Source organism: Sunxiuqinia sp. sy24, assembly GCF_052677165.1.
Window position 1 is genome coordinate 262,302 of sequence record NZ_JBQYLH010000003.1, and the last position, 23,059, is coordinate 285,360.

Annotated in this window: 18 protein-coding genes; 15 read left to right on the forward strand and 3 right to left on the reverse strand. The window is 39.8% G+C overall.

The window, feature by feature from the left end; all coding sequences use genetic code 11:
• Window positions 1-244: 244 nt before the first annotated feature.
• Entirely contained in the window at window positions 245-616 is a 372-nt protein-coding gene (locus ACUNWA_RS04665) for a nucleotide pyrophosphohydrolase (protein WP_445590721.1), read from the forward strand.
• 166 nt (window positions 617-782) lie between these two features.
• Here ACUNWA_RS04665 and ACUNWA_RS04670 read toward each other — a convergent pair whose 3' ends face one another.
• The 3 genes from ACUNWA_RS04670 to pflB form a co-directional block, all read right to left on the reverse strand.
• On the reverse strand, window positions 783-1,565 hold the full coding sequence (locus ACUNWA_RS04670; protein WP_445590722.1) for a formate/nitrite transporter family protein: 783 nt from the start codon (window positions 1,563-1,565) through the stop codon (window positions 783-785).
• 6 nt (window positions 1,566-1,571) lie between these two features.
• Window positions 1,572-2,321, reverse strand: coding sequence for a pyruvate formate-lyase-activating protein (gene pflA, locus ACUNWA_RS04675; protein ID WP_445590723.1), 750 nt, complete (start codon window positions 2,319-2,321; stop codon window positions 1,572-1,574).
• Between the two features lie 81 nt (window positions 2,322-2,402).
• The gene (pflB, locus tag ACUNWA_RS04680) at window positions 2,403-4,619 is read right to left on the reverse strand and encodes a formate C-acetyltransferase (protein WP_445590724.1); all 2,217 of its coding nucleotides are present in this window, start codon (window positions 4,617-4,619) and stop codon (window positions 2,403-2,405) included.
• Between the two features lie 507 nt (window positions 4,620-5,126).
• On the opposite strand from pflB, the gene ACUNWA_RS04685 reads away from it, so the two are divergent.
• The 14 genes from ACUNWA_RS04685 (at window position 5,127) to ACUNWA_RS04750 (ending at window position 23,047) form a co-directional block, all read left to right on the forward strand.
• On the forward strand, window positions 5,127-5,375 hold the full coding sequence (locus tag ACUNWA_RS04685) for a hypothetical protein (RefSeq protein WP_445590725.1): 249 nt from the start codon (window positions 5,127-5,129) through the stop codon (window positions 5,373-5,375).
• Between the two features lie 437 nt (window positions 5,376-5,812).
• Window positions 5,813-7,348 (forward strand): Fic family protein, encoded by a 1,536-nt coding sequence (locus ACUNWA_RS04690; RefSeq protein WP_445590726.1) that lies wholly within the window; start codon window positions 5,813-5,815, stop codon window positions 7,346-7,348.
• 31 nt (window positions 7,349-7,379) lie between these two features.
• Window positions 7,380-8,564 carry a hypothetical protein gene (locus tag ACUNWA_RS04695; protein ID WP_445590727.1) on the forward strand — a complete coding sequence of 395 codons (1,185 nt, stop codon included), beginning with the start codon at window positions 7,380-7,382 and terminating at the stop codon, window positions 8,562-8,564.
• Window positions 8,565-8,758: 194 nt separating this feature from the next.
• Window positions 8,759-9,034 carry a helix-turn-helix domain-containing protein gene (locus ACUNWA_RS04700; protein ID WP_445590728.1) on the forward strand — a complete coding sequence of 92 codons (276 nt, stop codon included), beginning with the start codon at window positions 8,759-8,761 and terminating at the stop codon, window positions 9,032-9,034.
• Window positions 9,027-10,085, forward strand: coding sequence for an AAA family ATPase (locus ACUNWA_RS04705; RefSeq protein WP_445590729.1), 1,059 nt, complete (start codon window positions 9,027-9,029; stop codon window positions 10,083-10,085). Before ACUNWA_RS04700 ends, ACUNWA_RS04705 begins: the two co-directional genes overlap by 8 nt.
• 62 nt (window positions 10,086-10,147) lie before the next feature.
• A complete protein-coding gene (locus tag ACUNWA_RS04710; protein WP_445590730.1) occupies window positions 10,148-11,104 on the forward strand; it encodes a DUF6371 domain-containing protein in 957 nt (318 codons plus the stop codon).
• Between the two features lie 568 nt (window positions 11,105-11,672).
• The gene (locus ACUNWA_RS04715; protein WP_445590731.1) at window positions 11,673-12,194 is read left to right on the forward strand and encodes a hypothetical protein; all 522 of its coding nucleotides are present in this window, start codon (window positions 11,673-11,675) and stop codon (window positions 12,192-12,194) included.
• A gap of 14 nt (window positions 12,195-12,208) precedes the next feature.
• Window positions 12,209-13,777, forward strand: a complete 1,569-nt coding sequence (locus tag ACUNWA_RS04720) for an N-6 DNA methylase (protein ID WP_445590732.1) — start codon at window positions 12,209-12,211, stop codon at window positions 13,775-13,777.
• An 11-nt stretch (window positions 13,778-13,788) separates the two neighbouring features.
• Window positions 13,789-14,736, forward strand: a complete 948-nt coding sequence (locus ACUNWA_RS04725; RefSeq protein ID WP_445590733.1) for a hypothetical protein — start codon at window positions 13,789-13,791, stop codon at window positions 14,734-14,736.
• Window positions 14,708-15,655, forward strand: coding sequence for a PGN_0703 family putative restriction endonuclease (locus tag ACUNWA_RS04730; RefSeq protein ID WP_445590734.1), 948 nt, complete (start codon window positions 14,708-14,710; stop codon window positions 15,653-15,655). The genes ACUNWA_RS04725 and ACUNWA_RS04730 overlap by 29 nt, the downstream gene beginning before the upstream one ends.
• 1 nt (window position 15,656) lies before the next feature.
• Window positions 15,657-16,883 (forward strand): restriction endonuclease subunit S, encoded by a 1,227-nt coding sequence (locus ACUNWA_RS04735; protein ID WP_445590735.1) that lies wholly within the window; start codon window positions 15,657-15,659, stop codon window positions 16,881-16,883.
• A 3-nt stretch (window positions 16,884-16,886) separates the two neighbouring features.
• Window positions 16,887-19,475, forward strand: a complete 2,589-nt coding sequence (locus tag ACUNWA_RS04740; protein WP_445590736.1) for an AAA family ATPase — start codon at window positions 16,887-16,889, stop codon at window positions 19,473-19,475.
• 208 nt (window positions 19,476-19,683) lie between these two features.
• Entirely contained in the window at window positions 19,684-19,881 is a 198-nt protein-coding gene (locus tag ACUNWA_RS04745; protein ID WP_445590737.1) for a hypothetical protein, read from the forward strand.
• Complete coding sequence (locus ACUNWA_RS04750; protein WP_445590738.1) at window positions 19,841-23,047, forward strand: type I restriction endonuclease subunit R; 3,207 nt, start codon at window positions 19,841-19,843, stop codon at window positions 23,045-23,047. The genes ACUNWA_RS04745 and ACUNWA_RS04750 overlap by 41 nt, the downstream gene beginning before the upstream one ends.
• The last annotated feature ends 12 nt before the right edge of the window (window positions 23,048-23,059 follow it).

The following is a 23,059-nucleotide window of genomic DNA, read 5'->3' on the forward strand; positions in this document are numbered from 1 at the left end:
CCCAAATCCTGAAAGTCTTGCGATTCTTATTGGAGAACATCCGCTTTTTACTGCCCCTGTAGCCATTCAGTTATCCCTGCTAGTTTTTTTAGCTTCCCTGCTACTTATATTCAAGCCCTACAGTTATTTTAAGCATCTTGCTACGAAATATTCCCTCCCTGCATGTAATTTTAAAGCAGACGATAAAGAATAAATCAACAGGAAGCGTTGGAAAAAGAAAAAAATCACCTAACATTCAGTCGATATGATTAATTTCGAGATAATTTTGAATGACGTTATGAGTGATTATCAAAAAGTGATCGAAAAACTGATTGAATTCAGGGATGACCGGAACTGGAAACAGTTTCACGATTCAAAGAATTTAGCACTGGCCCTATCCATTGAGGCTGCAGAGTTGAATGAATTATTTCTTTGGAAGAAAGAACATGAGCTCACTGATGTAAACCACGAAAAGCTGAAGGAAGAGCTTGCCGATGTTTTGGCTTATGCCTTTTTATTGGCAGAAAAACATGACTTGGATGTTTTTGAGATCGTATTGGATAAAATCCGGAAAAATGCAGCCAAATACCCGGTAGAAAAAGCCCGGGGAACTGCTAAGAAATACACTGAACTATAAGCGATCAGCGAATGGAAATTTGCAGCGGACAGCGGGTAAAAGCAAGAGAAAAAATTGACACGAAAAACCTTTCTGCGGCTTTGTGCTACGAAACCTAAACCAAAAGAAAATGGTCGAAAACAATTGTTTTCGACCATTTTTCAGTTCATCACAATCAGCTTTTCACTCAGTCGCGGGCATAGGTGTACCAATAAAGGGTTCCGACGAAGAAGCCTCCACCAACAATATTCCCTAAAGTTGCAGGAATCAGGTTTTCGACCACAAAAGCCGTCCAACTAATGTCGGCCCCTTCAAAAATAGCCAGCGGAATAAAAAACATATTGGCAATGGAGTGCTCGAAGCCCATGGTTACAAAGGCCATTACCGGCCACCAGATGCCGAGAATCTTCCCCGAGGTATGCTGCGCCGACATGCCCATCCATAAAGACAGACAAACCAACCAGTTGGCTCCAATGCCTTTCAGGAAGGTTTTATAAAAAGGGTTGCCGGTTTTTCCCAGGGCAATGTTCTGCACGCTGTCGCTCCAGGGAGTAGCGCTTACCAAATCGGTGAGATGAACCAGGAAATAAGCGACAAACAGCGATCCAATCAGGTTGCCCAAATAGACCAAAGCCCAATTGCGCAAAGGAGCTGTCCATTGTTGCTTTTTACTGAGCACATTGGGCATAAAGTAAGCATTGTTACCGGTAAACAGTTCGGCGCCGGCCATAACCACCATCATCAGCCCAACGGGGAAAGCTGCCCCCATCAGAAATTTGGAAATTCCCGGGTTTTCGGCAGCCAATCCGGGCACACCGCCGCCAATCAGAATAGCCAGCAGCCCGCCAAAGGAAATGTAAGCACCGGCCATAAAGGCAAGCACCAGTATTTTTTTTGCAGAATAAGCGTCTTTATCTATAGCCAGTTTCCCGGCAACCTTGATGATTTCTTTGGGTGAATATAAACTCATCGGTTTCTATTTTATAATTACTTTTTTGAAATAAGGGGTGAGTTTTTGTTCTACAATCTCCAATTGTTCGGGCGTATTCTCAGCCACATTCGTCAACTGGTAATCCATGCCCAAGGCTTCCCATTTGTATTGCCCCAGTTTGTGGTAAGGTAAAATTTCGAACCGTTCCAGGTAGTTCATGCCTGAAAATTGCTCAATCAGCCACTCGAAATCTCGTTCATTATCGGTAAAACCAGGAACCAGCACATAGCGCAGCCAAAACGGCAACTGACTCGCTTCGCGCAGCTTAATGTTGCTGAGCATGGCTTGCAAGCGCGAAACACCTGTGAGTGTTTTAAACCCCTTATCAGTAGTCGATTTCACATCGAACATAACCAGATCGGAAAGATCAGAGATCAGCTGAAGCGCTTCCGGCGTGCGAACAATGCCATTGGTATCAATATTGGTGTGAATACCTTCCACTTTCAAGGCCTCGAAAAAAGGAATGAGCGCTTTGCTTTGCAACATAGGTTCGCCCCCCGAGACAGTGACTCCACCATCATCTCCAAAATAGATTTTCATGTTGCGGGCACGCTTGACCAAGGCTTCGATTTCGGTTGTTGTGCCACCCTTCATCGCCATCGTATCGGGGTTTTGACAATACAAACACTGAAGGTTACAGCCCTGTAAAAATACAACGAGCCGAAGCCCCGGGCCGTCGTGTGTCCCAAACGATTCGATGGAGTGAACAGAGAGTGTTTTTTCAGCTTGGCTCATAGTCCTAAAAATAGAAGACACCCTCCCCCGTTTTTCAGGGGCAAGAATGTCTTCAATGTAAGTTATATGCAAATAATCGTTTTATAGCGACTCATGGAATGAACGGGTCAACACCTCTTGCTGCTGCTCGCGGGTAAGGCGAACAAAGTTAACGGCGTATCCCGACACACGGATCGTCAGCTGAGGATGCTCCTCAGGGTGCTCCATGGCGTGGATCAGCGTTTCACGATCAAGAACGTTCACGTTCAGGTGCTGTGCATTCGACCCGAAGTAACCATCCAGCGTGCGCACCAGGTTGGCAATCCGGTCTTCCGGAGTTGATCCCAGTGATTTAGGCACGACCGACAAGGTATTCGAAATACCATCTTTTGAATCCTTGTAGTCAATTTTGGCTACCGAGTTCAACGAAGCGATGACACCGTGTGTGTCACGTCCGTGCATTGGGTTTGCACCCGGTGCAAAAGCCACTCCTTTACCACGTCCATCAGGTGTAGCTCCGGTTTTCAAACCATAAACAACGTTTGAAGTAATAGTCAGAACTGACAAGGTTGGATTGGCATCTTTGTACACTTTGTGTTGTGACAATTCTTTATTGAAATGGCTCACCACGTCGCGGGCAATATGGTCTACCCGGTCGTCGTCGTTTCCGTATTTTGGGAAATCGCCTTCAATTTCAAAATCAACAGTCAATCCGTTTTCATCGCGAATGGGTTTTACCTTGGCATGTTTAATGGCTGACAATGAATCGGCAACAATTGAAAGACCGGCAATACCGTAAGCGATATTAATTTTCGGGTTGGTATCGATCAAGGCCATCTGCGCTTTTTCGTAGTAGTACTTATCGTGCATGTAGTGAATGATGTTCATGGCTTCGTTGTAAACGCGAGCTACTTCTTTCATCGCCACTTTAAAGTTGGCAACCACTTCGTCGTAATCCAGGTATTCGTTTTTCAGCGCTGGAATGCCATCCACAATTTGTGTTCCGGTGTTTTCACACTGTCCACGGTTAATAGCCAACAACAGGGTTTTGGCCAAGTTAGTTCTTGCTCCAAAAAACTGGATGTGTTTCCCCAGCTCCTGCATCGATACACAGCATGCAATACCGTAGTCGTCGCAATTGGCGCTTGTCCGCATCAGATCATCATTTTCATACTGAATGGATGACGTTTCGATCGATACTTTCGCGCAGTAATCTTTGAACCCTTGGGGCAAGTTTTTCGCCCACAAAATGGTGATGTTTGGCTCCGGTGACGGCCCTAAATTGTATAAAGTATTCAAAAAGCGAAATGACGTTTTGGTCACTTTGCTACGCCCGTCAATCAAAAGCCCACCAATTGACTCGGTTACCCAGGTTGGGTCGCCGGCAAAAATCTGCTCATAAGCTTCCATGCGAAGGTGACGAACCATGCGCAATTTCATTACAAACTGGTCGATGTATTCTTGCGCTTCTTCTTCGGTGATTACACCGTCATTTAAGTCTTTTTCAATAAAAACATCCAGGAATGACGACACACTCCCCAGTGACATAGCAGCACCATCCTGCTCTTTCACGGCAGCCAGGTAGCCCATGTACGTCCACTGAACAGCTTCGCGGGCATTTTCAGCCGCACGGCTAAGATCGAGATCATAGATATTACCCATCTCAATCATGGCATAAAGTGCTTTGATTTGTTCCGACACCTCTTCGCGCAAACGAATGGTCGCATCGGTCATTGGGCCATGAATGCCATCCAAATCAGCTTTTTTGGCTTCAATCAATCGGTTGATTCCGTAAAGGGCTATGCGTCGGTAGTCACCAATAATACGGCCTCTTGCATAGTTATCAGGCAGCCCGGTTAAAAATCCCAACGAACGAAACTTACGGATCTCCTCCGTGTAAGCATCAAATACGCCATCGTTGTGGCTTTTCGTGTATTTACTGAAACATTCGGTGATAAGCTCACCTGGAGCAAGACCGTGCTCCGAAAGAGCCTTTTGCACCACTTTGAAGCCTCCATAAGGCTTCATAGCACGTTTTAACAATTCGTCAGTCTGCAAACCTACGATGACTTCATTTTCCTGATCAATATAGCCGGCTTTAAACGCATTCATCGTTGACACGTTTTGTGTATCAACATTGCGAAGCCCTTTTCTTTCGCGCTCTTCTTTTAGTGCCGTTTTACAAGTATCCCACAAGTGCGAGGTACGCTCTGTTGGGCCTACCAAAAAGTCGTGATTACCTGAATAGGGAGTGATATTACGTGTAACAAAATCTTTCACCTCGATGGAACTGGTCCATACTCCTTCTTTAAATTTCATAGCTGCCTTTTTACTTTTTTATCAATTGTGCCTCGGGGACGAGAGTCCATACAAATTATCAAATTAGCACCCCTTGTACTTTGGGTCGCAAAAATAGAATATGTTTGGGCTTAAAAACATCCCCACATCTAGCGATTTGTTATTATTAATGTTTTCATAATGGCGGGTTATTTCCCCTTGACTTGATTTACAAATCCGAATTAATAAACAAGTGTTTTCAGCGATTGTTCGGACTTTCGGCATTACTGGCAGGAAGAAAAAACGTTAGAATATTTCTCTCCAAGGACAGTCATTATTTTTATCAAATAGACATGGGAAATAATTGCTTTTCACTGGTTAGTTCCTCCTGAAGATGAATTTCTGGCTGGTAATGGTGCCATCATCAAATACGATAAATGACTTTAACCCTCTATGAACAGCTGATCTGAAAAACTGAACTGGAGAGCAAACCCTTATCCGAACTAACCGTTAATGAATTTATTGAGCTCAACCTTCTAATTTCGGAACATGACAAAAAGTAAACCAACAACAGAAAGGCTTTTTGACAGGATAGTCAACAAACTAAGGGCTGGCCAAACCGTATTCCTTCGCAATGATTTTTATGGACGGGTGATCATGTCAATCCCAGGCACCCACGACTATCGAGCCAAAAGTCAAGGCGGTTCTGAGTATAAGATCGACTCAAGCACCGACCTGGTAATTGAAACAATGGATGAAGGTATCGAAATCAGCGAAAGAGAATATTTAAATTATTAAGGAGGAAGTAAAGTTATTTTATTCCCTCCTTTATCTTTTAAATCCCTATAAGGAGAAACAGTGAAGCTATAGCATAAGCTGAGTTGATGGAAGAGTTTTCTTGCTGGCTGACTAAATACAGACAAGGTCAACCTTAATTGGTTGACCTTGTCTGTATTTCAGTGGAGCTGCCGGGAATCGAACCCTGCATTTATATTACTAAAAATAAAGCACTTAACTTTTCAAAAATCTGCAAACTCCCGAATTGCCACCTCGAAAAAACACTACTTTGTGTATCTGGTTGCTTTTGTTTGCTGAGTTAAAAGTAGTGAAAATATTGGAATAATCGGCTCTTTGTTGTAATCGTATTTCCTTTTATTTAGTGTTTTGTAACCATTATTCTCTTTTTGTAATTGTTTTTCCCTTATCTTTGGTGTAAGTATTTTTCCCAAAGTAGTATGAAGAATAAATGTATTTCTCCACAAATAACTATTTTTCACGGAAGGCAAGCACCAGAAGAGGGATTCCTTGAGGGCTATGGCGCAATTATTGAAAACTTTAAGTTGCCTGTCACGCTTCCCGCCAAACTCACTTTAATTAGTCAGAAAAAAAGAAAGTATGAAACTGACGAATGGATGGTCTTTACGCCAAAGTACAAAACTGACAATACACTGTATCGGCAACTGGTTTTTGCTTTAAAATATGAAGGCATCAATCTGTTAGTATTTAAAAAGCTATTTGAATGTATTGATCAAAACGAACTGGCAGAAATTGTTCAGCTGGAACCTACAAGCCAGTACAGCCGGAGAATCTGGTTTTTATATGAATGGCTCATGAATCATTCACTTGAGATTCCAGACCTGAAGCAAGGTAATTTTGTGCCCCTGATTGATGAAAATATCCAGTTTGCTGTTCAAGGGGAAAGATCATCCAGACATCGAATTATCAATAATTTGCCAGGAACTCCTGATTTTTGTCCACTCATCTATAAAACAGAAAGGCTCGAAAAATTTGTTTCTTCCAATTTGCAGGATCAGAAAAGCAACTATATAAAAGGGATCCATAAAGATGTGATGCAGCGCGCTGCATCTTTCCTGCTGCTAAAGGATTCAAAGGCGTCATTTACCATTGAAGGAGAAAACCCAGGCACAAACCGCGCTTTGCGTTGGGGCAAAGCCATAGGAGAGGCTGGGAGGTATCCATTGTCAAAAGACGAATTATTACGGTTGCAGCAAATCATCATCGAAAGTAAACGATTTACCAAGATGGGATTTAGAACAGAGGGTGGCTTTGTGGGTGATCGTGAACGAGTGAATGGTGATCCGATTCCAGACCATATTTCCGCTAGATGGGAAGATATTGAAACACTTCTGGATGGGGTGATAGAAACTTCGGAACTCATGGATAATGAGTCCTACGATCCTGTTTTGGCTGCTGCAAGTATTGCATTTGGTTTTGTTTTTATTCACCCATTTTCAGATGGAAATGGCCGACTTCATCGTTATCTGATTCATCATCTCTTAGCAAAAATGAATATTGCCCAACAAGGCATTATTTTTCCTATTTCAGCCTCCATTCTTGATAGGATTAATCAATATCGAACCGTTTTGGAAGCTTATTCTCATCCTGTTTTAGAATTAATTGATTGGGAAATAACACCGGATCATAATGTTCGGGTTTTGAATGAGACCGTTGATTATTACCGTTACTTTGATGCCACCCAGCAAGCCGAATTTCTATTTGAATGTGTTTTTGATACCATTAATCGGATCATCCCAGAAGAAGTCAATTACATTCTTAAATATGATGAATTTAAACGATTCATTGATGATCAGTTCGAAATGCCGGATAAATTCGTCGCTACGTTGGTTCGTTTTCTCGAACAAAACAATGGAACGCTATCCAAACGTGCATTGTCAAAGGAATTCAAAGCGCTTAAGGTAAAAGAAGTAAAAGCGATTGAAAAGATGTATCGTGAAATATTTGAGATTTAGAAATTTTTGTTTCCAGCCCAAAGGTTCGCTTATGGAAGATGTTTTTGAGATTGTCAATTTTTATCAAGGAATTAAAGACAAAAATTTATTTCCGGAATCAGTATTTCGAGATGAAATATATCATCAAATTGATAGAGATATCGATCAGAAGAATGATGATTTTTTCAATCTTGTAAAAAGGAATTCGACAAGGAAAGATTTTGGTTGTAAAAGCCTGGAATTTATACTAAGTGATCTTTCGAAAATTCATCATGAAATTAGCCATGAGCTCACGAGCCGAATTATTCCTCAGGTTGATAACACCCCGTTGTTTCGATATGAAATAAAATTTCAAAAAACACCTTTGACACTAGCATTTAGTAAAGTTGCTATCATTGAAGGCATTTCAGAAATATACTGGTTTCTGGAAGATCACTTCTCGGCGGATATCAAATTGGGAGATAAATTAATGACTTATCGATTTGACCCTCCGTATGTGGATGAAGTCGGCTATATAAAACATGTCTATTTAAAATTTTTGGATGATGATTTTCTTAAAAATGAACTATATAATTACAAGCATTATTGGGTTGAAAAAATTAATGAATTTCTCAAATATCTTCCATCGAAGATAAATGTTAGTCTGCCAATAGACTATCTTACACGTCGATTTGGTGAGCGAGAAGAGAATGAATCTGATGATACGAGGCAACGAAACAAGTTACAGGATTATTTAAATTCCGTTGGAGTAATATCTGAAGGTAAAGATCCACTGGATAGTTTATTGGAGGAGCTTGCAGAGGAATCTAAAAAAAGAGCAAAAGAAGTCGATGATGTAGCTGAAAAGAAGAAAAAGCCACTTTTTACAATCATGGATCCATTTAAAGATGAAGCAACTGACAATGACTACATAAAAGAATTATATTACTCACTGAAAGATCATTTTGAGCTATTTCCGAAGAATTCCTTTTTAACTCTTTTTCGGTTACTTTTCAAGGATTCTGTTCTTCCCCAGAAAATTGAGGTATCCGATGCCAAAAAACTTCTTGCGGTAATAAAATTTCTGAAAACGAATGGAATAGTGAAACCACATTATAAATTCCAAACCTTAATGACCGAAAATTTCATTGAACCATATGGGAAATTGATTCCGATTAATTATTTGCGTGGGTCAAAGACTCAACTAACTCCAAAAGAAGAGCGTCAATTAAAAAATCTTTTTGGTCTTAATTCTTAAATGTAAAATTATCATTTTGATTTTATCCCCATAAAACCCAGATTATCTGTGTCTTATTTTCTTAAGTTCTGAAGTTGGCGATTTCAGAATCTAATTTTCATTCTCTTGCTTTTCTTGCCCTTCCTTTGCTTTGTATTCTTTCAATAGCGCGCATTTGACGGTAAATACATAATTCTAATGTTAAAATCTAAGTTATGTATGCATTAATAGAAGAGCAAAAGCTCAACAGAATATTTGATGAAATAGGCTCACTCAGACAAGAGTTAAAAGCCGACAAAGTAAAAAACAGTAAAAAGCTCTCTGAAACCTGGTTGGACAATCAGGAAGTGATGGAGCTTCTAAAGATTAGTCCCAGAACGCTGCAAAATATGCGTGACTCAAAGGCATTGCCTTTTTCAAAAGTTGGAGGAAAGATCTATTACAAAGCCTCAGATGTGGACAATTATTTGAAAGGAGGCTATAATGGATAAGCTAAGAAAACTATATCCTGAAGGTCAGCTCAATGTGGCTGACCTTCATCGAGACCTTGCAAAGAACACGATGTCTTCTGGAGAATCAAAAGTACTAGAAGTCAAAACGGCAAATGAATGGATAGAAGCTGCAAAATCAAAACCTATTCCACTGCCGCTTTTGGATTGTTTGTGGTTCCAGGGCGAATTGGCAATTCTTTTTGCAGATACCAATGCTGGCAAATCAGTTTTTGCGGTTCAGATTGCTGATGCACTAACCAATAAAACAAGTATTGAACCTTTTGGAAGGTGTAGCTCAAGTTTTAATGTTCTTTATTGCGATTTTGAAATGAGCGACAAGCAATTTGAGAATCGTTATTCCGAGGAGTATTGGAATCACTATTTGTTTTCGCCAAATTTTTTCAGAGCAGAATTAAATCTCGATGAATTTCTGCAGAAGACCGATATCCCGATAGAAGAACAAATCTGCAATGAAATAATGACTTATATTTCAATGCATAACGTCCAAATTGTCATCATCGATAATCTGACATACATTGCCAAAGAGATTGAAAAATCGAAGAATATTCAGCCCATTATGCAAAAGCTGAAATGGATAAATAATAAATATGGCACTTCAATTTTGGTTTTGGCCCATACTCCGAAACGTGATCTATCCAGGCCGTTAACCAGTTCTGATATCAATGGATCAAAATTTCTTTCCAATTTTGCTGATAGCATTTTTGCTATTGGCAAGAGTGCAAAAGATGAATCTCTCAAGTATGTAAAACAAATTAAGTCGAGGAATTCAGCTTATTTATTTGGCGCTGAAAATGTAGTTGTTTTTACGATTGAAAAAGATTTGAATTTTCTATTATTCAACTATCAGCAGATGGATACTGAATCAGATCATCTGCATGTTCGCAGTAAGGAGGAAATGAATGAGGTAGATCGACAGATTTTAGAGGAACACAGAAATGATCCTGATTTATCCTTCGGAAAGATTGCGGAAAAGCTGGAAACGAATAAAATGAGGGTAAAACGAGTGATTGATCGTAATTCAAATCAGTAACAGTTGTAACAAGTGTAACACTGTTACGGGCGTTACACTTGTTACGTTTTATAATCTCCGCTATGGCCTTCAAATATCAATTGGATACTTCATCAAAGAAGTTTATTTGCCCAGGATGTGGCGAAAAACGATTTGTCAGATATCTTAATCAGGAAACCGATCATTACTGTGATCCAACCCATGGGCGTTGTGATCGAGAGGTGAAATGTGGTTACCACATGGTGCCAGTTGGAAGTGCTATTATCAATGAGGTAATTCAAAAACCTCGGAAAGAACCATTTTATATAGCGAAGGATATTTTTCAAAAAACACTTTGTAGCTACGAGAATAATAATCTATTTCAATTTCTTTCTCAACTTTTTGGTATCCCCAAAACCAAAGATTTAATTTCACTTTATCAGGTTGGAACTTCAAAGCTTTGGGATGGAGCGACACTCTTTTGGCAAATCAATGTAAGAGGTCAAGTAGGGCAGGGTAAAATCATGTTGTTTGATCGGGAAACAGGCAAAAGAATAAAACATCCTTTCCCTCATATTTCTTCAGTTCATACGCAGCTTAATAAACAAGATCAAAGGCCTGAGTATTGCTTTTTTGGCGAACACTTACTTTCAACTTATCCAGACAAACCAATTGCTATAGTTGAGAGTGAAAAGACAGCTTTGGTCATGACAGCCGTCGTTTCAGATTATTTATGGATTGCTTCCGGGGGATTATCAAATTTGAATAGTCATCGAATGAAGGCTTATAAAGACAGAAAAATTGTATTTTATCCAGACCTGGGAGCATATGAAAGATGGAAACAAAAAGCATCTGATTTAAATAAAATTGGATTTAAAGTGGAAGTCTCTTCATTGCTAGAGGAAAAAGCAACACCATTCGACAAATCGAAAGGGTTTGATATTTCCGATTATTTTATAAAAAATAGAGTGAAATCGAATCAGCCTCTTTTGGATTTAGATAGCATGGTCAAAAAGAATCCATCGTTACAGATAATGATTGATAAATTTCAATTGGCATAAACAACCCCACCTTATTTTTCAAATATCAATTTTTAAAGTTTTCGAATTCTAGTCTTGTGTTGGGATTCTTTTAGCATCCTAAATTTGGCATCCAGGTATCTTGCAGGTATTAAACTGGAATTCTTTAGGGATGCTATAGTATCTATTCGGAATATTTTAGTATTCAGTGGGTATTTCCCACTGGTATTCCGGTTTTCCTTATTAGGTATTCCGGTATGTTACCGGTAAACCTCTATTGGTGTACCGGTAATCCTTTATTGGTTTACCGGAATTCCGATGATGGATTACCCGTTAACTGAAATTGTTTACCGGGTTTACATAGATGTTTACGGATTGTATACCTGTTTTCAGTTTGTGTTTACGGTTTGAAAACAGTTTGTATGCTGTATACAGTTCGTTGTAAACATTTGTTAGCGTAGTGAAAACAATTTAGGAATGCTTGTTTTCAGTAAGTTTCGTTCAGTATGTTGAAAACTATTTTTATTTTTTAAATGCAATCGAAAAAAAATTAACACAAATATTGTTAAATTCGGTGATTAATCTTTAGACTCAAAAAAACGACAACAAGATGCAGACCTTGCAAGAATTGAATTATCAGATATCAATTAAAGTGAAAAGTAAACATTGGTATGACGTTGCGGAAGAGTATGGTGGAGCGAAGGCATTTGCTGAGTGGGATGACGGGAAAACAATCAGATATAAGCGAGGCATAAGCTTTAAATTTAAACACCCGGTTTCATCGATTGAAGAAATCCCAAACAGTACCTTTCAAATTAAGCTTGTTAACCAGGAAAACGAAAATGATTTTATCACGGTCGCATTAGATAATGTTCGGGTAATGAAATGTAAGGGGGACCAAGAGAGTAGCTTGGTTATTTCAGAATCCATCTGTGATATCGAGCAGGAAGTAAAAAAGGGAGAAGACAAGAAATATTACCACTACTATCTTAAAGACGATCCTGTGTATGAATTAATGCCAAATTTATGGTTGTCGTCCGAGCATTATAAAATGTTGCAAAATAAGGATTACCAACTGATCCAAAAGCAAGAAGTTGAAATTATTGAAGAACAAGGAATTATAAAAGTATAGTGCGGAGAGATTTTATGGCTAAAAAAAACGGAAACGGCAAGCAGAAGAGTATGGAGGAAACCCTTTGGGACTCTGCGAATAAATTGCGAGGAAGTGTCGAACCTGCCGAATATAAACATGTGGTGTTGGGGTTAATCTTCCTGAAATTTGCCAGCGATAAATTTGAAGAACGCCGGAAGGAATTGATTGCCGAAGGAAAAGATAAATATGTGGAAATGGCGGACTTCTACAACATGAAAAATGTTTTCTTTCTGGACGAAGTATCGCGTTGGTCATACATTATTAAGAACTCGAAGCAGAACGATATTGCGCTCAAGATTGATACGGCATTGCATAATATTGAAAAGAACAACAAAGCGCTACGGGGAGCTCTGCCCGATAACTACTTTTCGCGTTTGGGACTCGATATCACCAAACTCAGTTCGCTGCTCGATACCATTAACGATATTGATACACTGAAAGACAAACAGCAGGATATTGTAGGGCGGGTGTATGAATATTTCTTGTCGAAATTTGCCTTGGCCGAAGGAAAGGGGAAGGGCGAATTCTATACGCCGAAGAGTATTGTGAATCTGATTGCCGAAATGATTGAGCCGTACAAGGGGATTATATACGACCCTGCTTGCGGTTCCGGTGGTATGTTTGTGCAGTCGGTGAAGTTTATTGAGAGCCACCACGGGAATAAAAAAGAGGTTTCTATTTACGGGCAAGAGTACACCAACACAACTTACAAGCTGGCAAAAATGAACCTCGCTATTCGGGGAATTACCGGTAATCTGGGCGAAAAAGCTGCCGACACCTTCCAAAACGACCAACATCCGGATTTGAAAGCCGATTACATCATGGCCAACCCACCTTTTAACCAGAAGGATTGGCGGGCCGAAAATGAGCTAGTTGATGATCCGCGTTGGAGTGGTTACGAAGTACCACCAAAAAGCAATGCTAATTATGGCTGGATTTTGAACATGGTTTCCAAGCTATCTGAAAATGGCATGGCCGGATTTATCTTGGCGAACGGCGCACTGAGTGGAGGTGGCGACGAGTATAAGATTCGCCGGAAGTTGATAGAAAACAATTTGGTCGAGGCCATTTTGATTTTGCCACAAGATATGTTCTATACCACCAACATTAGTGTCACTGTTTGGATACTGAACAAGAATAAGAAAGAACAATCGAAACAGGTGGGCGACGATGTGCGGCATTACCGCGATCGTGAACGTGAAGTGTTGTTTCTGGACTTACGCCAAATTGGTGAGCCTTTTGAAAAGAAGTTTACTCAATTTAGTGTCGATCACATTGCACAGATAGCTAAAACCTTCCACGCGTGGCAGCAAGTGGATAAAGGCTATGAAAACACACCGGAATATTGCTATTCAGCAAGTTTTGAGGAAATTGAAAAGAAAGATTTCTCGCTTGTCCCCAGCAAATACATCGAGTTTGTGAACAGGGATGAGAACATCGACTTTGATGATAAAATGAAAGCGCTTCAGTCGGAGTTTGGAGAGTTATTGAAAGCTGAAGAGCAATCGAAAAAGGATCTATTGAAAGTGTTTTCAGAATTAGGCTATAAAATAGACCTTTAAGAACTGAACTGATGAACAAACAAGAAATATTGAAGCATCTGAAATCCGCTTTACACTGCAATAGTCTTAGGTTGCCGAAGTATGTTGATTTCAAGATTGTTGATCGTCAGCTTCAGATCCATGTTGGAATCAATACTGGAAAAAAAAAGATGGCCTGCCTGGGGAATATGCAAAATGACGAAGCGGCTTTTGAAGGATGGAGTATTTGTTTAAAACATCATTTAAAGGATTTCGTCGATTCTGTTAGATTGTCGTGGGACAGTCCAGGTGCATTGTCCATTAACGAGCAACGTCATTACAACCGTTTCTTGTATCGGGCTTTGCGATTTACTGAGTTATTTGACTGGCTTTCTGTGCCTTATGTACATGTCTGGGAATTAGCCGATTTTGAAAAGAATATTAGCGATTTATTCATCAATACGCCCCAAAAGAATGCCGGCACACCGTCATCAAAAAAGATATCGGAGAAACAGTTAGAGTATGATCCGCATACCAGAGAATTGTTAAAAGAGGAATTTGGGCTTAAGGCCTTTGACCATCAGTTACCAGTTGGAGTAAAAAAACAAGGAAAAGCATTTTTTACTGGACACGCAAGTGCTATTGATTTGTGGGGTGTAGACAACGATGATTGTTTGCATCTGATTGAGTTGAAGTACAGGAACAAAAAGGTAGGAATCATTTCAGAATTACTCTTCTACCTGGAGGTATTGTTTGATGTTTTCTTTGCGGGACGAATTGGTAAGCCAAATTGCTCGAAATTTTATCGTGGGTCCGAATATTTATATGGGCCCAAGGCATGCAAAACATCGAAAATCAAAGCTCATTTCATGACTGATGAACTTCATCCACTGGTTTCGGAGTCTATTGCATTGTTAAATACGAATTCAATAGGCGTATGCTTTAATATTTTAAACTTTAAGCTGGGTGAAAATGAGTCAAGCATCGGCGAGATATATTAAGACCGAATATAGGCAAGAAGAAGACTACCGACAGGAAAAGTTTCGTGTTGGTAGTGCATTGGACGGAAACAGTTATTTCTTGTCAGACCGTGAAAACAATCTTTTCAAGAGTATAAGACGAGACGCGATAGAATATTTCTCAGATAACAACATTGCTTGGTGGAAATATGGTAAAAACTCATCAGAGTACCCAACAGACCACATGGTTTCGTCCCAAATTCAATGCCTTAACTTTCTATATGCACTACGAAACGACGAAGCGGCAGTTTTACAGCTGGCACAGTTATTCGATGGCGACATTGATGCAGTTCTGCAAGTTCAGGGAGACAAGCAACCTGGTTATTTGTCATTCGAGTTTGTGCAAGAAAACAAAGCGCTATTGAACGAGGACAACGATGGAGTCCAACGAGGAGCTTTTTGTACATCGGTCGACGTGTTTCTAATTGCTAAACGGAAAGGACAGAAGCTGTTGGTTCCAATCGAATGGAAATATACAGAGAGCTACTTGGAGCCGACAAATAAAGCCTTGGAAAAAGGAAAAGGCCGAACACGGCAAAAGAGATATAACCAGCTAATCAGCGATTCGAAACAACTGAAGACACCCCCCGACTTTGAGCAGTCTCTTTTTTATTACGAGCCTTATTACGAGTTAATGCGCCAGACCTTACTTGTGGAGAAAATAGTTGAAAAGGAATTAGCCGATGATTTTCTGCACATTCTGGTTGCTCCAACGGCGAATGATGATTTTCTGAAAAACAGTTATGCCTGTGAACTGCAGGGCTTGGGTGAAACATGGAAAAGTCAATTGGAAAATCCCGAAAAGTTTATGCGAATTGATAGCAATCAGATTCTGGATTTACTGGGGCAAATGCCGGATTATTCGGCTCTCTATAACTATTTAAAATTGCGATATTGTTAAGATGAGATCGAATTATAAAACACTCGGAGATTACATAAAGCCGATTAAGAAAAAGAATAGCGACTTAAAGGCGAAAGAGCTTTTAGGAATCAATATTGATAAATTTTTTATGCCATCAGTGGCTAATATTGTGGGCACTGATTTATCGCGATATAAAGTGGTTGAAAAGAACCAATTCGCTTGTAATAGAATGCATGTTGGCCGTGATTATAGGATTCCTATTGCGCTATCTGATCGAGATGAACCATTTATTGTTTCACCAGCTTATGATGTTTTTAGAATAAAAGACATTTCTGTTTTGCATCCAGATTATTTGATGATGTGGTTCTCTCGCGCTGAGTTTGATAGAAATGCATGGTTTTATACCGATGCTGATGTTCGAGGAGGATTAGCATGGGATGCTTTCTGCTCTATAAAGTTCCCCTTACCTTCTCCCGAAAAACAACGAGAAATTGTTGCCGAATATAACACCATTAAAAACCGAATTGAACTTAATAACCAGCTGATTCAAAAACTAGAAGAAACTGCACAGGCTATTTATAGGCAATGGTTTGTTGATTTTGAGTTTCCCGATGAGAATGGCAATCCTTACAAAAGTTCGGGTGGCAATATGGTTTGGAATGAGGAGTTGGAAAAGGAAATTCCGGAGGGGTGGGAAGTGAAAAAAATAAAAGACTATGGGAAAGTTATTACAGGTAAAACTCCTTCAATTAATAATCCGGAAGATTTTGGAGATGAAATGCTCTTTGTAACGCCTGGTGATTTTAAATTTTATAATAAATTCGTTACTGGTGCTTATCGGAAGTTGTCAGAAGCTGGATTTAATAGACTGAAAAGTAAAATTCTAAATCGAGGTAGCGTTATCGTTACCTGTATAGGCTCAGATATGGGAAAAGTAGTTCTTACGGAGCAATCCTGTATTACGAACCAACAAATGAACTCAATTAATGTCGGGAAGGAGTATTATTCCGATTATCTGTATTACTATTTGAAATCTATTTATAGTGAGCTTCGAAGTATAGCACTCGGTGGTTCTACAATGCCAATGTTGAGCAAATCCGAATTTGAAATAATCAATGTGCTAAAGCCTTCAGATAACTTGCTTAAACATTTTGCTGCGCTTTTAAAACCGATGAATGAAATGGATTTTTTCAATTCTAAGGAGAATCAAGCACTGGAAAGGCTATCAGGACTATTGCTCTCAAAACTTTCAACCCTAGAAAACTAAAACATGGCAGTTTATAACGAAATATTAGCTTGGGCAGAAAATAAGCCTCTGTTTATAAAAGATGCGTTAAGACGAATTATCACGAGTTCTTCAATCACTCAAAATGATATTGAAGAATTAGCCTTATTAGTCAAAAAAGAAAATGGAGACACAAGTATTACCTTAGACGCACTACCATTTGACAACACGCACGTCCCAGCAACTGTAAATCCGGACACTATGTATCCTAAGCTCATACATATTAAGAATCCTATTAATATTAATGCTTTGCACAATCAAGCAGACCTACAGTTTGCGAACAATGGGTTATCTGTTGTGTATGGTAATAACGGTTCTGGAAAATCAAGCTATTCCAGAATTTTAAGAAAGTTATGTTGGAGTAGAAACTCTAATATTGAATTGAAGAAAAACGTTTTTGCTCCTTCTACAGCCCAGCAGCAAGTAGATATCACAATTGACATCAACGGATCAAATACGAATTTTAGATGGGTGGAAAATTCTCCATCACATAGTTCTTTAAGCTCAATAAATGTATTTGATAACGATTGTGGCGGTGTGTATCTTTCCCGAGAAAATCCAACAGAATACAAGCCTATAGGGATTGATTTACTTGAGAGGTTAATTCCAGTCCTAATTAGTATTTCTCAAAAACTGAGTGAAGAATCAGCTAGGTTTAACACGCAGAAACCAAATTTAGATGAATCCTTAAGCGAAACTCCTACAGGTCAGTGGTATGTTCTTCTCCTAGCACAGTCAAAAGGTGATGTTAATGAGTACATCCAATTTAACCAAGCACAAAGAGATCGAGAACAAGAGTTACATCGCTTAATTAAGACTCAAAATCCAGAACAAAATATTAAAAATTTAACAAGTCTTAAAGCTCGAATAGTGAATTACATGCAACAGTTTGAGAGGATAGAAGGACTGTTTAATGAGCAGAAGCTTGAAGAAATTAAAAAACTAAGTGAGAAATATTTAAGTGTTAAGGGTGCTTATGATATTGCGACAACAGAGTTAAATAATTTAAATACGATTGAGGGCTTCGGAACTAATCCATGGAGAACTCTGTGGGATGCAGCAAAGAGTTTTGCGCACAGTAATGGTATGTCTGACGGACAAAACTTTCCTTCTAATGATTCGTTGGAGAAATGTGTCTTATGTCAACAGGATTTAGATGAGGAAGCTCAAAAAAGGCTAGAAGGTTTTAATCAGTTTGTTTTGAATGATATATCTAAGCAATTAAATGTAGTTCAACAAGAAATCCAACGTAGAATACAGGAGTATGAGACATTGCATATTGCCCCAATCGAAAATTTAGTTGAATTGACCCAATATATAAATGAATTTCAAAATAAATACGATTCTTTTGTTGAATCAACTACCTCGTCAAAGAATGCAATCATAGCATTTTTAAATTATGGTGAAGGGTTAAATATTAGCTGCAATATCATCTCCAAAGTTATTGGCGAGTTGATACCATCCATTAATACACAATTGGAACAAAACAATCAATTATTGCAAAACCGAAACGCAGTAATTGCAGAATACAACGAACTTGTAGCGAAAGAGTTTTTATTCAATAACAAGACAACAATATTGCAGTATTACGACGAGGCAAAATATAAAGCCTCGATGTTAATTTGCCAATCCCAATGTAATACCACCGGTGTTTCGAGGAAAATTGGAGATTTGATGAGTGATCAAGCAGTAGCGTTGCAACATCAAGAGTTCGTTAATCACTTGCAATATTTCAGTTCTGATTTAGCTACTAAAGTTCTCATCACAAGAACCAGAACTTCGCAGGGTAATACTTTTCAAAAGTGTAGCTTAAATGGGATTGTGGATACTATAAACTCTGTTTTAAGCGAAGGAGAACAAAAAATTATTGCGTTATCTAATTTTTTAGCTGAATGTACGATTGATGGTCGAAAAAACTCAATAATATTTGATGATCCTGTGACATCATTAGATATGGATTATAGAGATTTAATAGCAAATAAAATTGTAGAACTATCGAGAGACAGACAGATAATAGTCTTGACTCATGATTTATCATTCCTTCGTCTGCTGATTGACATTCACAAAACACGAATGATGGCAGACTGCCAGGTTATTGGAATAGATAAATACAATGGAATAAGCGGTATTGTCACCGATGAGATCCCATATTTAGCAAAAAATGTAGATGAAAGAGTCGATTCAATAAGAAGAATTCTTAGAGAACATGATGCTCTGAATATTGCAGATGCACATGGTCGCGAGACAAAACTTGATTCAGCGAGAAAAAGATTTAGAATGTTGTTAGAGAGAAGTGTAGAAGAAGTATTGGCAAACAAAACCTATGAAAGATTTTCTAAAAATATAAATTTAAAGAAAGGCAATTTGTCGAGTTTTATTGTGGTTGAACAAGACGATATCGACTTCTTGCTCGAGTTATTCAGTAAATACTCGGTTACTGAACATGATGGTGGAACATCAACAATTCCACAATTGCCAAGTAAAATAATTATTGAACAAAACATTAGGGATTACATGACTTGGAAAAATGATTTTAAGACGAAGCATAAGGCTTTTTTGCAGTCATACAACTAGGAGTGGAATTCACGAAAGAGGAATTAGTGATTCAGCGTTGAAATAAGAAGTTTGCATAATGCCAGAACAACAAAACATAGAATACAAGCAAAGCTGGCACGACGATTACCTGAAATGGGTTTGTGGTTTTGAGAGTGCTGTTGGTAGCTTGTTGTGATGGTAATATTTCGGTAAAAAGCAAGGTCGTAGTGGTCAAGTGATTGACTAAGTGAGTGACCAAGTTGGGTTGGTAGAAAGGTTGGTTAAAGGGTTGGTAGATAATGAAAAAATTGGTGGTCAAGTTGGTGACCAAGTTGGCTTGATAGCTATAGAAATGATAAAAGAAGCGGATGAGAAATCATCGGTCGCAATTAACAACACAGGATATGAAATTTACGGAAGAAAAACTGGAGCAGGCATTTATTGAGTTGTTGGGAAACGAAGGTTATCCTCATCACTCGGGAGTCGCAATTGCCCGGAAACCGGATGAAGTTATCCTGGAGGATGATTTTGTCAGCTTTTTGTTGAAACGCTACAAAGAGCAACAACTCACCGAAAACGAGGCCCGTTCCATTTTACTACAGCTAAAAACATTACCTGCCAGCGACCTTTACGAGAGCAATAAAACGGTGATGCGCTGGCTGTCGGATGGCTTCATCCTGAAACGGGAAGACCGCAGCCAGAAAGATATTCACATCGAGTTGATTGATTACCGCGACCTGGAGGCGCAACTTCAGAACATCGACCTGGATGAGATTGTCGCCGAACCTTCCGCGAAATACAAAAAAGATGGCAACATCTACAAGTTTGTGAACCAGCTTGAAATTACGGGTATGCAACTGCGCATTCCCGATGGGATTCTGTATGTGAATGGCTTGCCGCTGGTGGTTTTCGAGTTTAAATCGGCTATTCGTGAGGACGCAACAATTTACACTGCCTACACTCAGCTTACGGTTCGTTATCGGCGCGATATTCCGGAACTTTTCAAATACAATGCGTTTTGTGTGATTTCTGACGGTGTGAACAATAAAGCCGGTTCGTTTTTCGCACCCTATGAATTCTTCTATGGCTGGCGTCGCGTAGCCGGACTAGCCAAGGATGTTGACGGGATTGACAGCATGTACACTCTGGTACAGGGTATGTTTCACAAAAAACGCTTGCGCGACATTGTCCGCAACTTTATTTTTGTGCCCGACAGCTCGAATAAAGACGTGAAGATTGTCTGTCGTTATCCGCAATACTATGCGGCTAATCGCTTATTTGCCAACATTAAAAAGGCACAACGTCCCGAAGGTGACGGTAAAGGTGGAACTTATTTTGGAGCCACTGGTTGCGGAAAGAGCTATACCATGCTTTACCTTACCCGGCTCCTGATGAAGAGTGTCTATTTTGCCAGTCCTACGATTGTCTTAATTACCGACCGTACCGATTTGGACGATCAGCTTTCAGAGACATTTGGAGAGGCTAAAAAATTTATTGGCGACAGCAACATTATTAGTGTTGAGAGCAGGGCTCATTTAAGAGAGTTGCTCCAGGGGCGTCAAAGCGGAGGTGTTTTTCTGACAACGATTCATAAATTTACAGAGGATACTCAATTGTTGACAGAGCGGACAAATGTGATTTGTATTTCCGATGAGGCCCACCGTTCACAGGTAAATCTCGACCAGAAAGTTCGGGTAACAGAAAAAGGTGTCACAAAAACTTTTGGTTTTGCCAAATACCTGCATGATTCGCTCCCCAAGGCCACTTTTGTCGGCTTTACCGGCACCCCGATTGATGCGACTCTGGATGTGTTCGGAAAAGTAATTGATGCTTATACCATGACCGAATCGGTTCGGGATGAAATTACTGTCCGAATTGTTTATGAAGGCCGGGCTGCCAAAGTTGCTCTTAATAACAGTGAGCTGGCGAAGATTGAGAAGTATTATGCGGAAGTCGCAGAAGCCGGGGCAAACGAATACCAGATTGAGGAAAGCAAAAAAGCAGTAGCTAATATGAATGTGATCCTGGGAGACCCTGATCGTTTGAAAGAGCTAGCCCAGGATTTTGTAAATCACTACGAAAACCGTGTCAAAGAAGGCTCTTCGGTAAAGGGGAAAGCTATGTTTGTGTGCAGTGCCCGACCGATTGCCTGGGCGTTATTTCAAAATATTATTGCATTGCGTCCGGAATGGAATGAGGTTCGCGTGGCCGAAGAGGGAATCGAGCTGACCGAAAAAGAACAAAAAGAGATCAAACCTATGGAGCGGATCAAAATGATCATGACTCGTGGAAAAGATGATGAAAAAGAACTATATGACTTGCTGGGCACAAAGGATTACCGGAAGGAACTGGATCGCCAGTTTAAGAATGCCAAGTCGAACTTTAAAATTGCCATTGTGGTCGATATGTGGTTAACCGGCTTCGATGTGCCATTCCTGGATACCATCTACATTGATAAGCCAATTCAGCAGCACAATCTGATCCAAACGATCTCACGCGTCAACCGAAAGTTTGAAGGAAAAGAGAAGGGCTTGGTGGTTGACTACATAGGCATTAAAAAGCAAATGAACCTGGCACTGGCCAAGTACAACAAAGGAGACAAAGATAATTTCGAAGACATCGAACATTCGCTGGTTGTGGTGCGTGATCATTTGGATTTGCTGGCGAAAATCTTTCACAAGTTTGATTCTCTGAAATATTATAATGGCGCCCCCTTGGAACAGTTGCACACATTGAATATGGCTGCCGAGTTCGCTCAGCAAACCAAAGAACTGGAAACCCGGTTTATGAATTTGGTGAAGCGACTGAAGGCGGCTTATGATATTTGTACCGGAAGCGAAAAGCTGAAGCAGGACGAGCGTGATAAAGTCCATTTTTACCTGGCGGTTCGGGCTATCATATTTAAGTTGACCAAAGGAGAGGCTCCTGACATCGATCAGATGAATGCCCGTGTGCGTGAAATGATCAAAAATGCGTTGTCGAGTGAGGGCGTTGAAGAGATCTTTAAGTTGGGGGATGAAAAGGATGGTGAGCAGGATCTTTTTGATGAAGCCTACTTGGAGAAGATTGGAAAGATTAAGCTACCCAACACGAAGATCAAGTTGCTTCAACAGTTATTGGCTCGTGCCATTGATCAGATTCGGAAAGTCAATAAGGTTCGGGGAATTGATTTCACCCAAAAAATGGAAAGCCTTGTTGCCCGATACAACGAACGAGATGCAAACGACCTTTTCCGAAGTGAAGTTTACGAAGAAATGGCCGAACAATTAACCGATTTGATTTGGGAGGTCTATCGCGAGTTTTCTGCCGGCGATGATTTGGGGATCGATTTTGAGGAGAAAGCTTTCTATGATATTCTAAAGTCACTTTGTGTAAAATACGACTTTACATACCCGGAAGGAAAATTGATTGATTTGTCGAAAGCGGTTAAACGCTTGGTATCGGAACAAGCTGCCTACCCCGATTGGAATAAACGGGAAGACATTAAATCGGCTCTGAAAGTCGGACTTATTCTCATGTTGGACGAGTTCGACTATCCGCCTGTTGAGCGCGACGAAGTTTACCAGGATATTTTTGAACAGGCGGAGAATTTTAAGAAGTACCAGGTTTAAAGAGTCAGCGAT

What these genes read in the sequence shown, in the direction of transcription:
- ACUNWA_RS04725 (WP_445590733.1), top strand. Translation starts at nt 13,789, where the DNA reads ATGAACAAACAAGAAATATTGAAGCATCTGAAATCCGCTTTACACTGC.
- ACUNWA_RS04685 (WP_445590725.1), top strand. Translation starts at nt 5,127, where the DNA reads ATGACAAAAAGTAAACCAACAACAGAAAGGCTTTTTGACAGGATAGTC.
- ACUNWA_RS04735 (WP_445590735.1), top strand. Translation starts at nt 15,657, where the DNA reads ATGAGATCGAATTATAAAACACTCGGAGATTACATAAAGCCGATTAAG.
- ACUNWA_RS04730 (WP_445590734.1), top strand. Translation starts at nt 14,708, where the DNA reads ATGAGTCAAGCATCGGCGAGATATATTAAGACCGAATATAGGCAAGAA.
- pflA (WP_445590723.1), bottom strand. Translation starts at nt 2,321, where the DNA reads ATGAGCCAAGCTGAAAAAACACTCTCTGTTCACTCCATCGAATCGTTT.
- pflB (WP_445590724.1), bottom strand. Translation starts at nt 4,619, where the DNA reads ATGAAATTTAAAGAAGGAGTATGGACCAGTTCCATCGAGGTGAAAGAT.
- ACUNWA_RS04750 (WP_445590738.1), top strand. Translation starts at nt 19,841, where the DNA reads ATGAAATTTACGGAAGAAAAACTGGAGCAGGCATTTATTGAGTTGTTG.
- ACUNWA_RS04690 (WP_445590726.1), top strand. Translation starts at nt 5,813, where the DNA reads ATGAAGAATAAATGTATTTCTCCACAAATAACTATTTTTCACGGAAGG.
- ACUNWA_RS04665 (WP_445590721.1), top strand. Translation starts at nt 245, where the DNA reads ATGATTAATTTCGAGATAATTTTGAATGACGTTATGAGTGATTATCAA.
- ACUNWA_RS04705 (WP_445590729.1), top strand. Translation starts at nt 9,027, where the DNA reads ATGGATAAGCTAAGAAAACTATATCCTGAAGGTCAGCTCAATGTGGCT.
- ACUNWA_RS04715 (WP_445590731.1), top strand. Translation starts at nt 11,673, where the DNA reads ATGCAGACCTTGCAAGAATTGAATTATCAGATATCAATTAAAGTGAAA.
- ACUNWA_RS04670 (WP_445590722.1), bottom strand. Translation starts at nt 1,565, where the DNA reads ATGAGTTTATATTCACCCAAAGAAATCATCAAGGTTGCCGGGAAACTG.
- ACUNWA_RS04740 (WP_445590736.1), top strand. Translation starts at nt 16,887, where the DNA reads ATGGCAGTTTATAACGAAATATTAGCTTGGGCAGAAAATAAGCCTCTG.
- ACUNWA_RS04720 (WP_445590732.1), top strand. Translation starts at nt 12,209, where the DNA reads ATGGCTAAAAAAAACGGAAACGGCAAGCAGAAGAGTATGGAGGAAACC.
- ACUNWA_RS04710 (WP_445590730.1), top strand. Translation starts at nt 10,148, where the DNA reads ATGGCCTTCAAATATCAATTGGATACTTCATCAAAGAAGTTTATTTGC.
- ACUNWA_RS04695 (WP_445590727.1), top strand. Translation starts at nt 7,380, where the DNA reads ATGGAAGATGTTTTTGAGATTGTCAATTTTTATCAAGGAATTAAAGAC.
- ACUNWA_RS04700 (WP_445590728.1), top strand. Translation starts at nt 8,759, where the DNA reads ATGTATGCATTAATAGAAGAGCAAAAGCTCAACAGAATATTTGATGAA.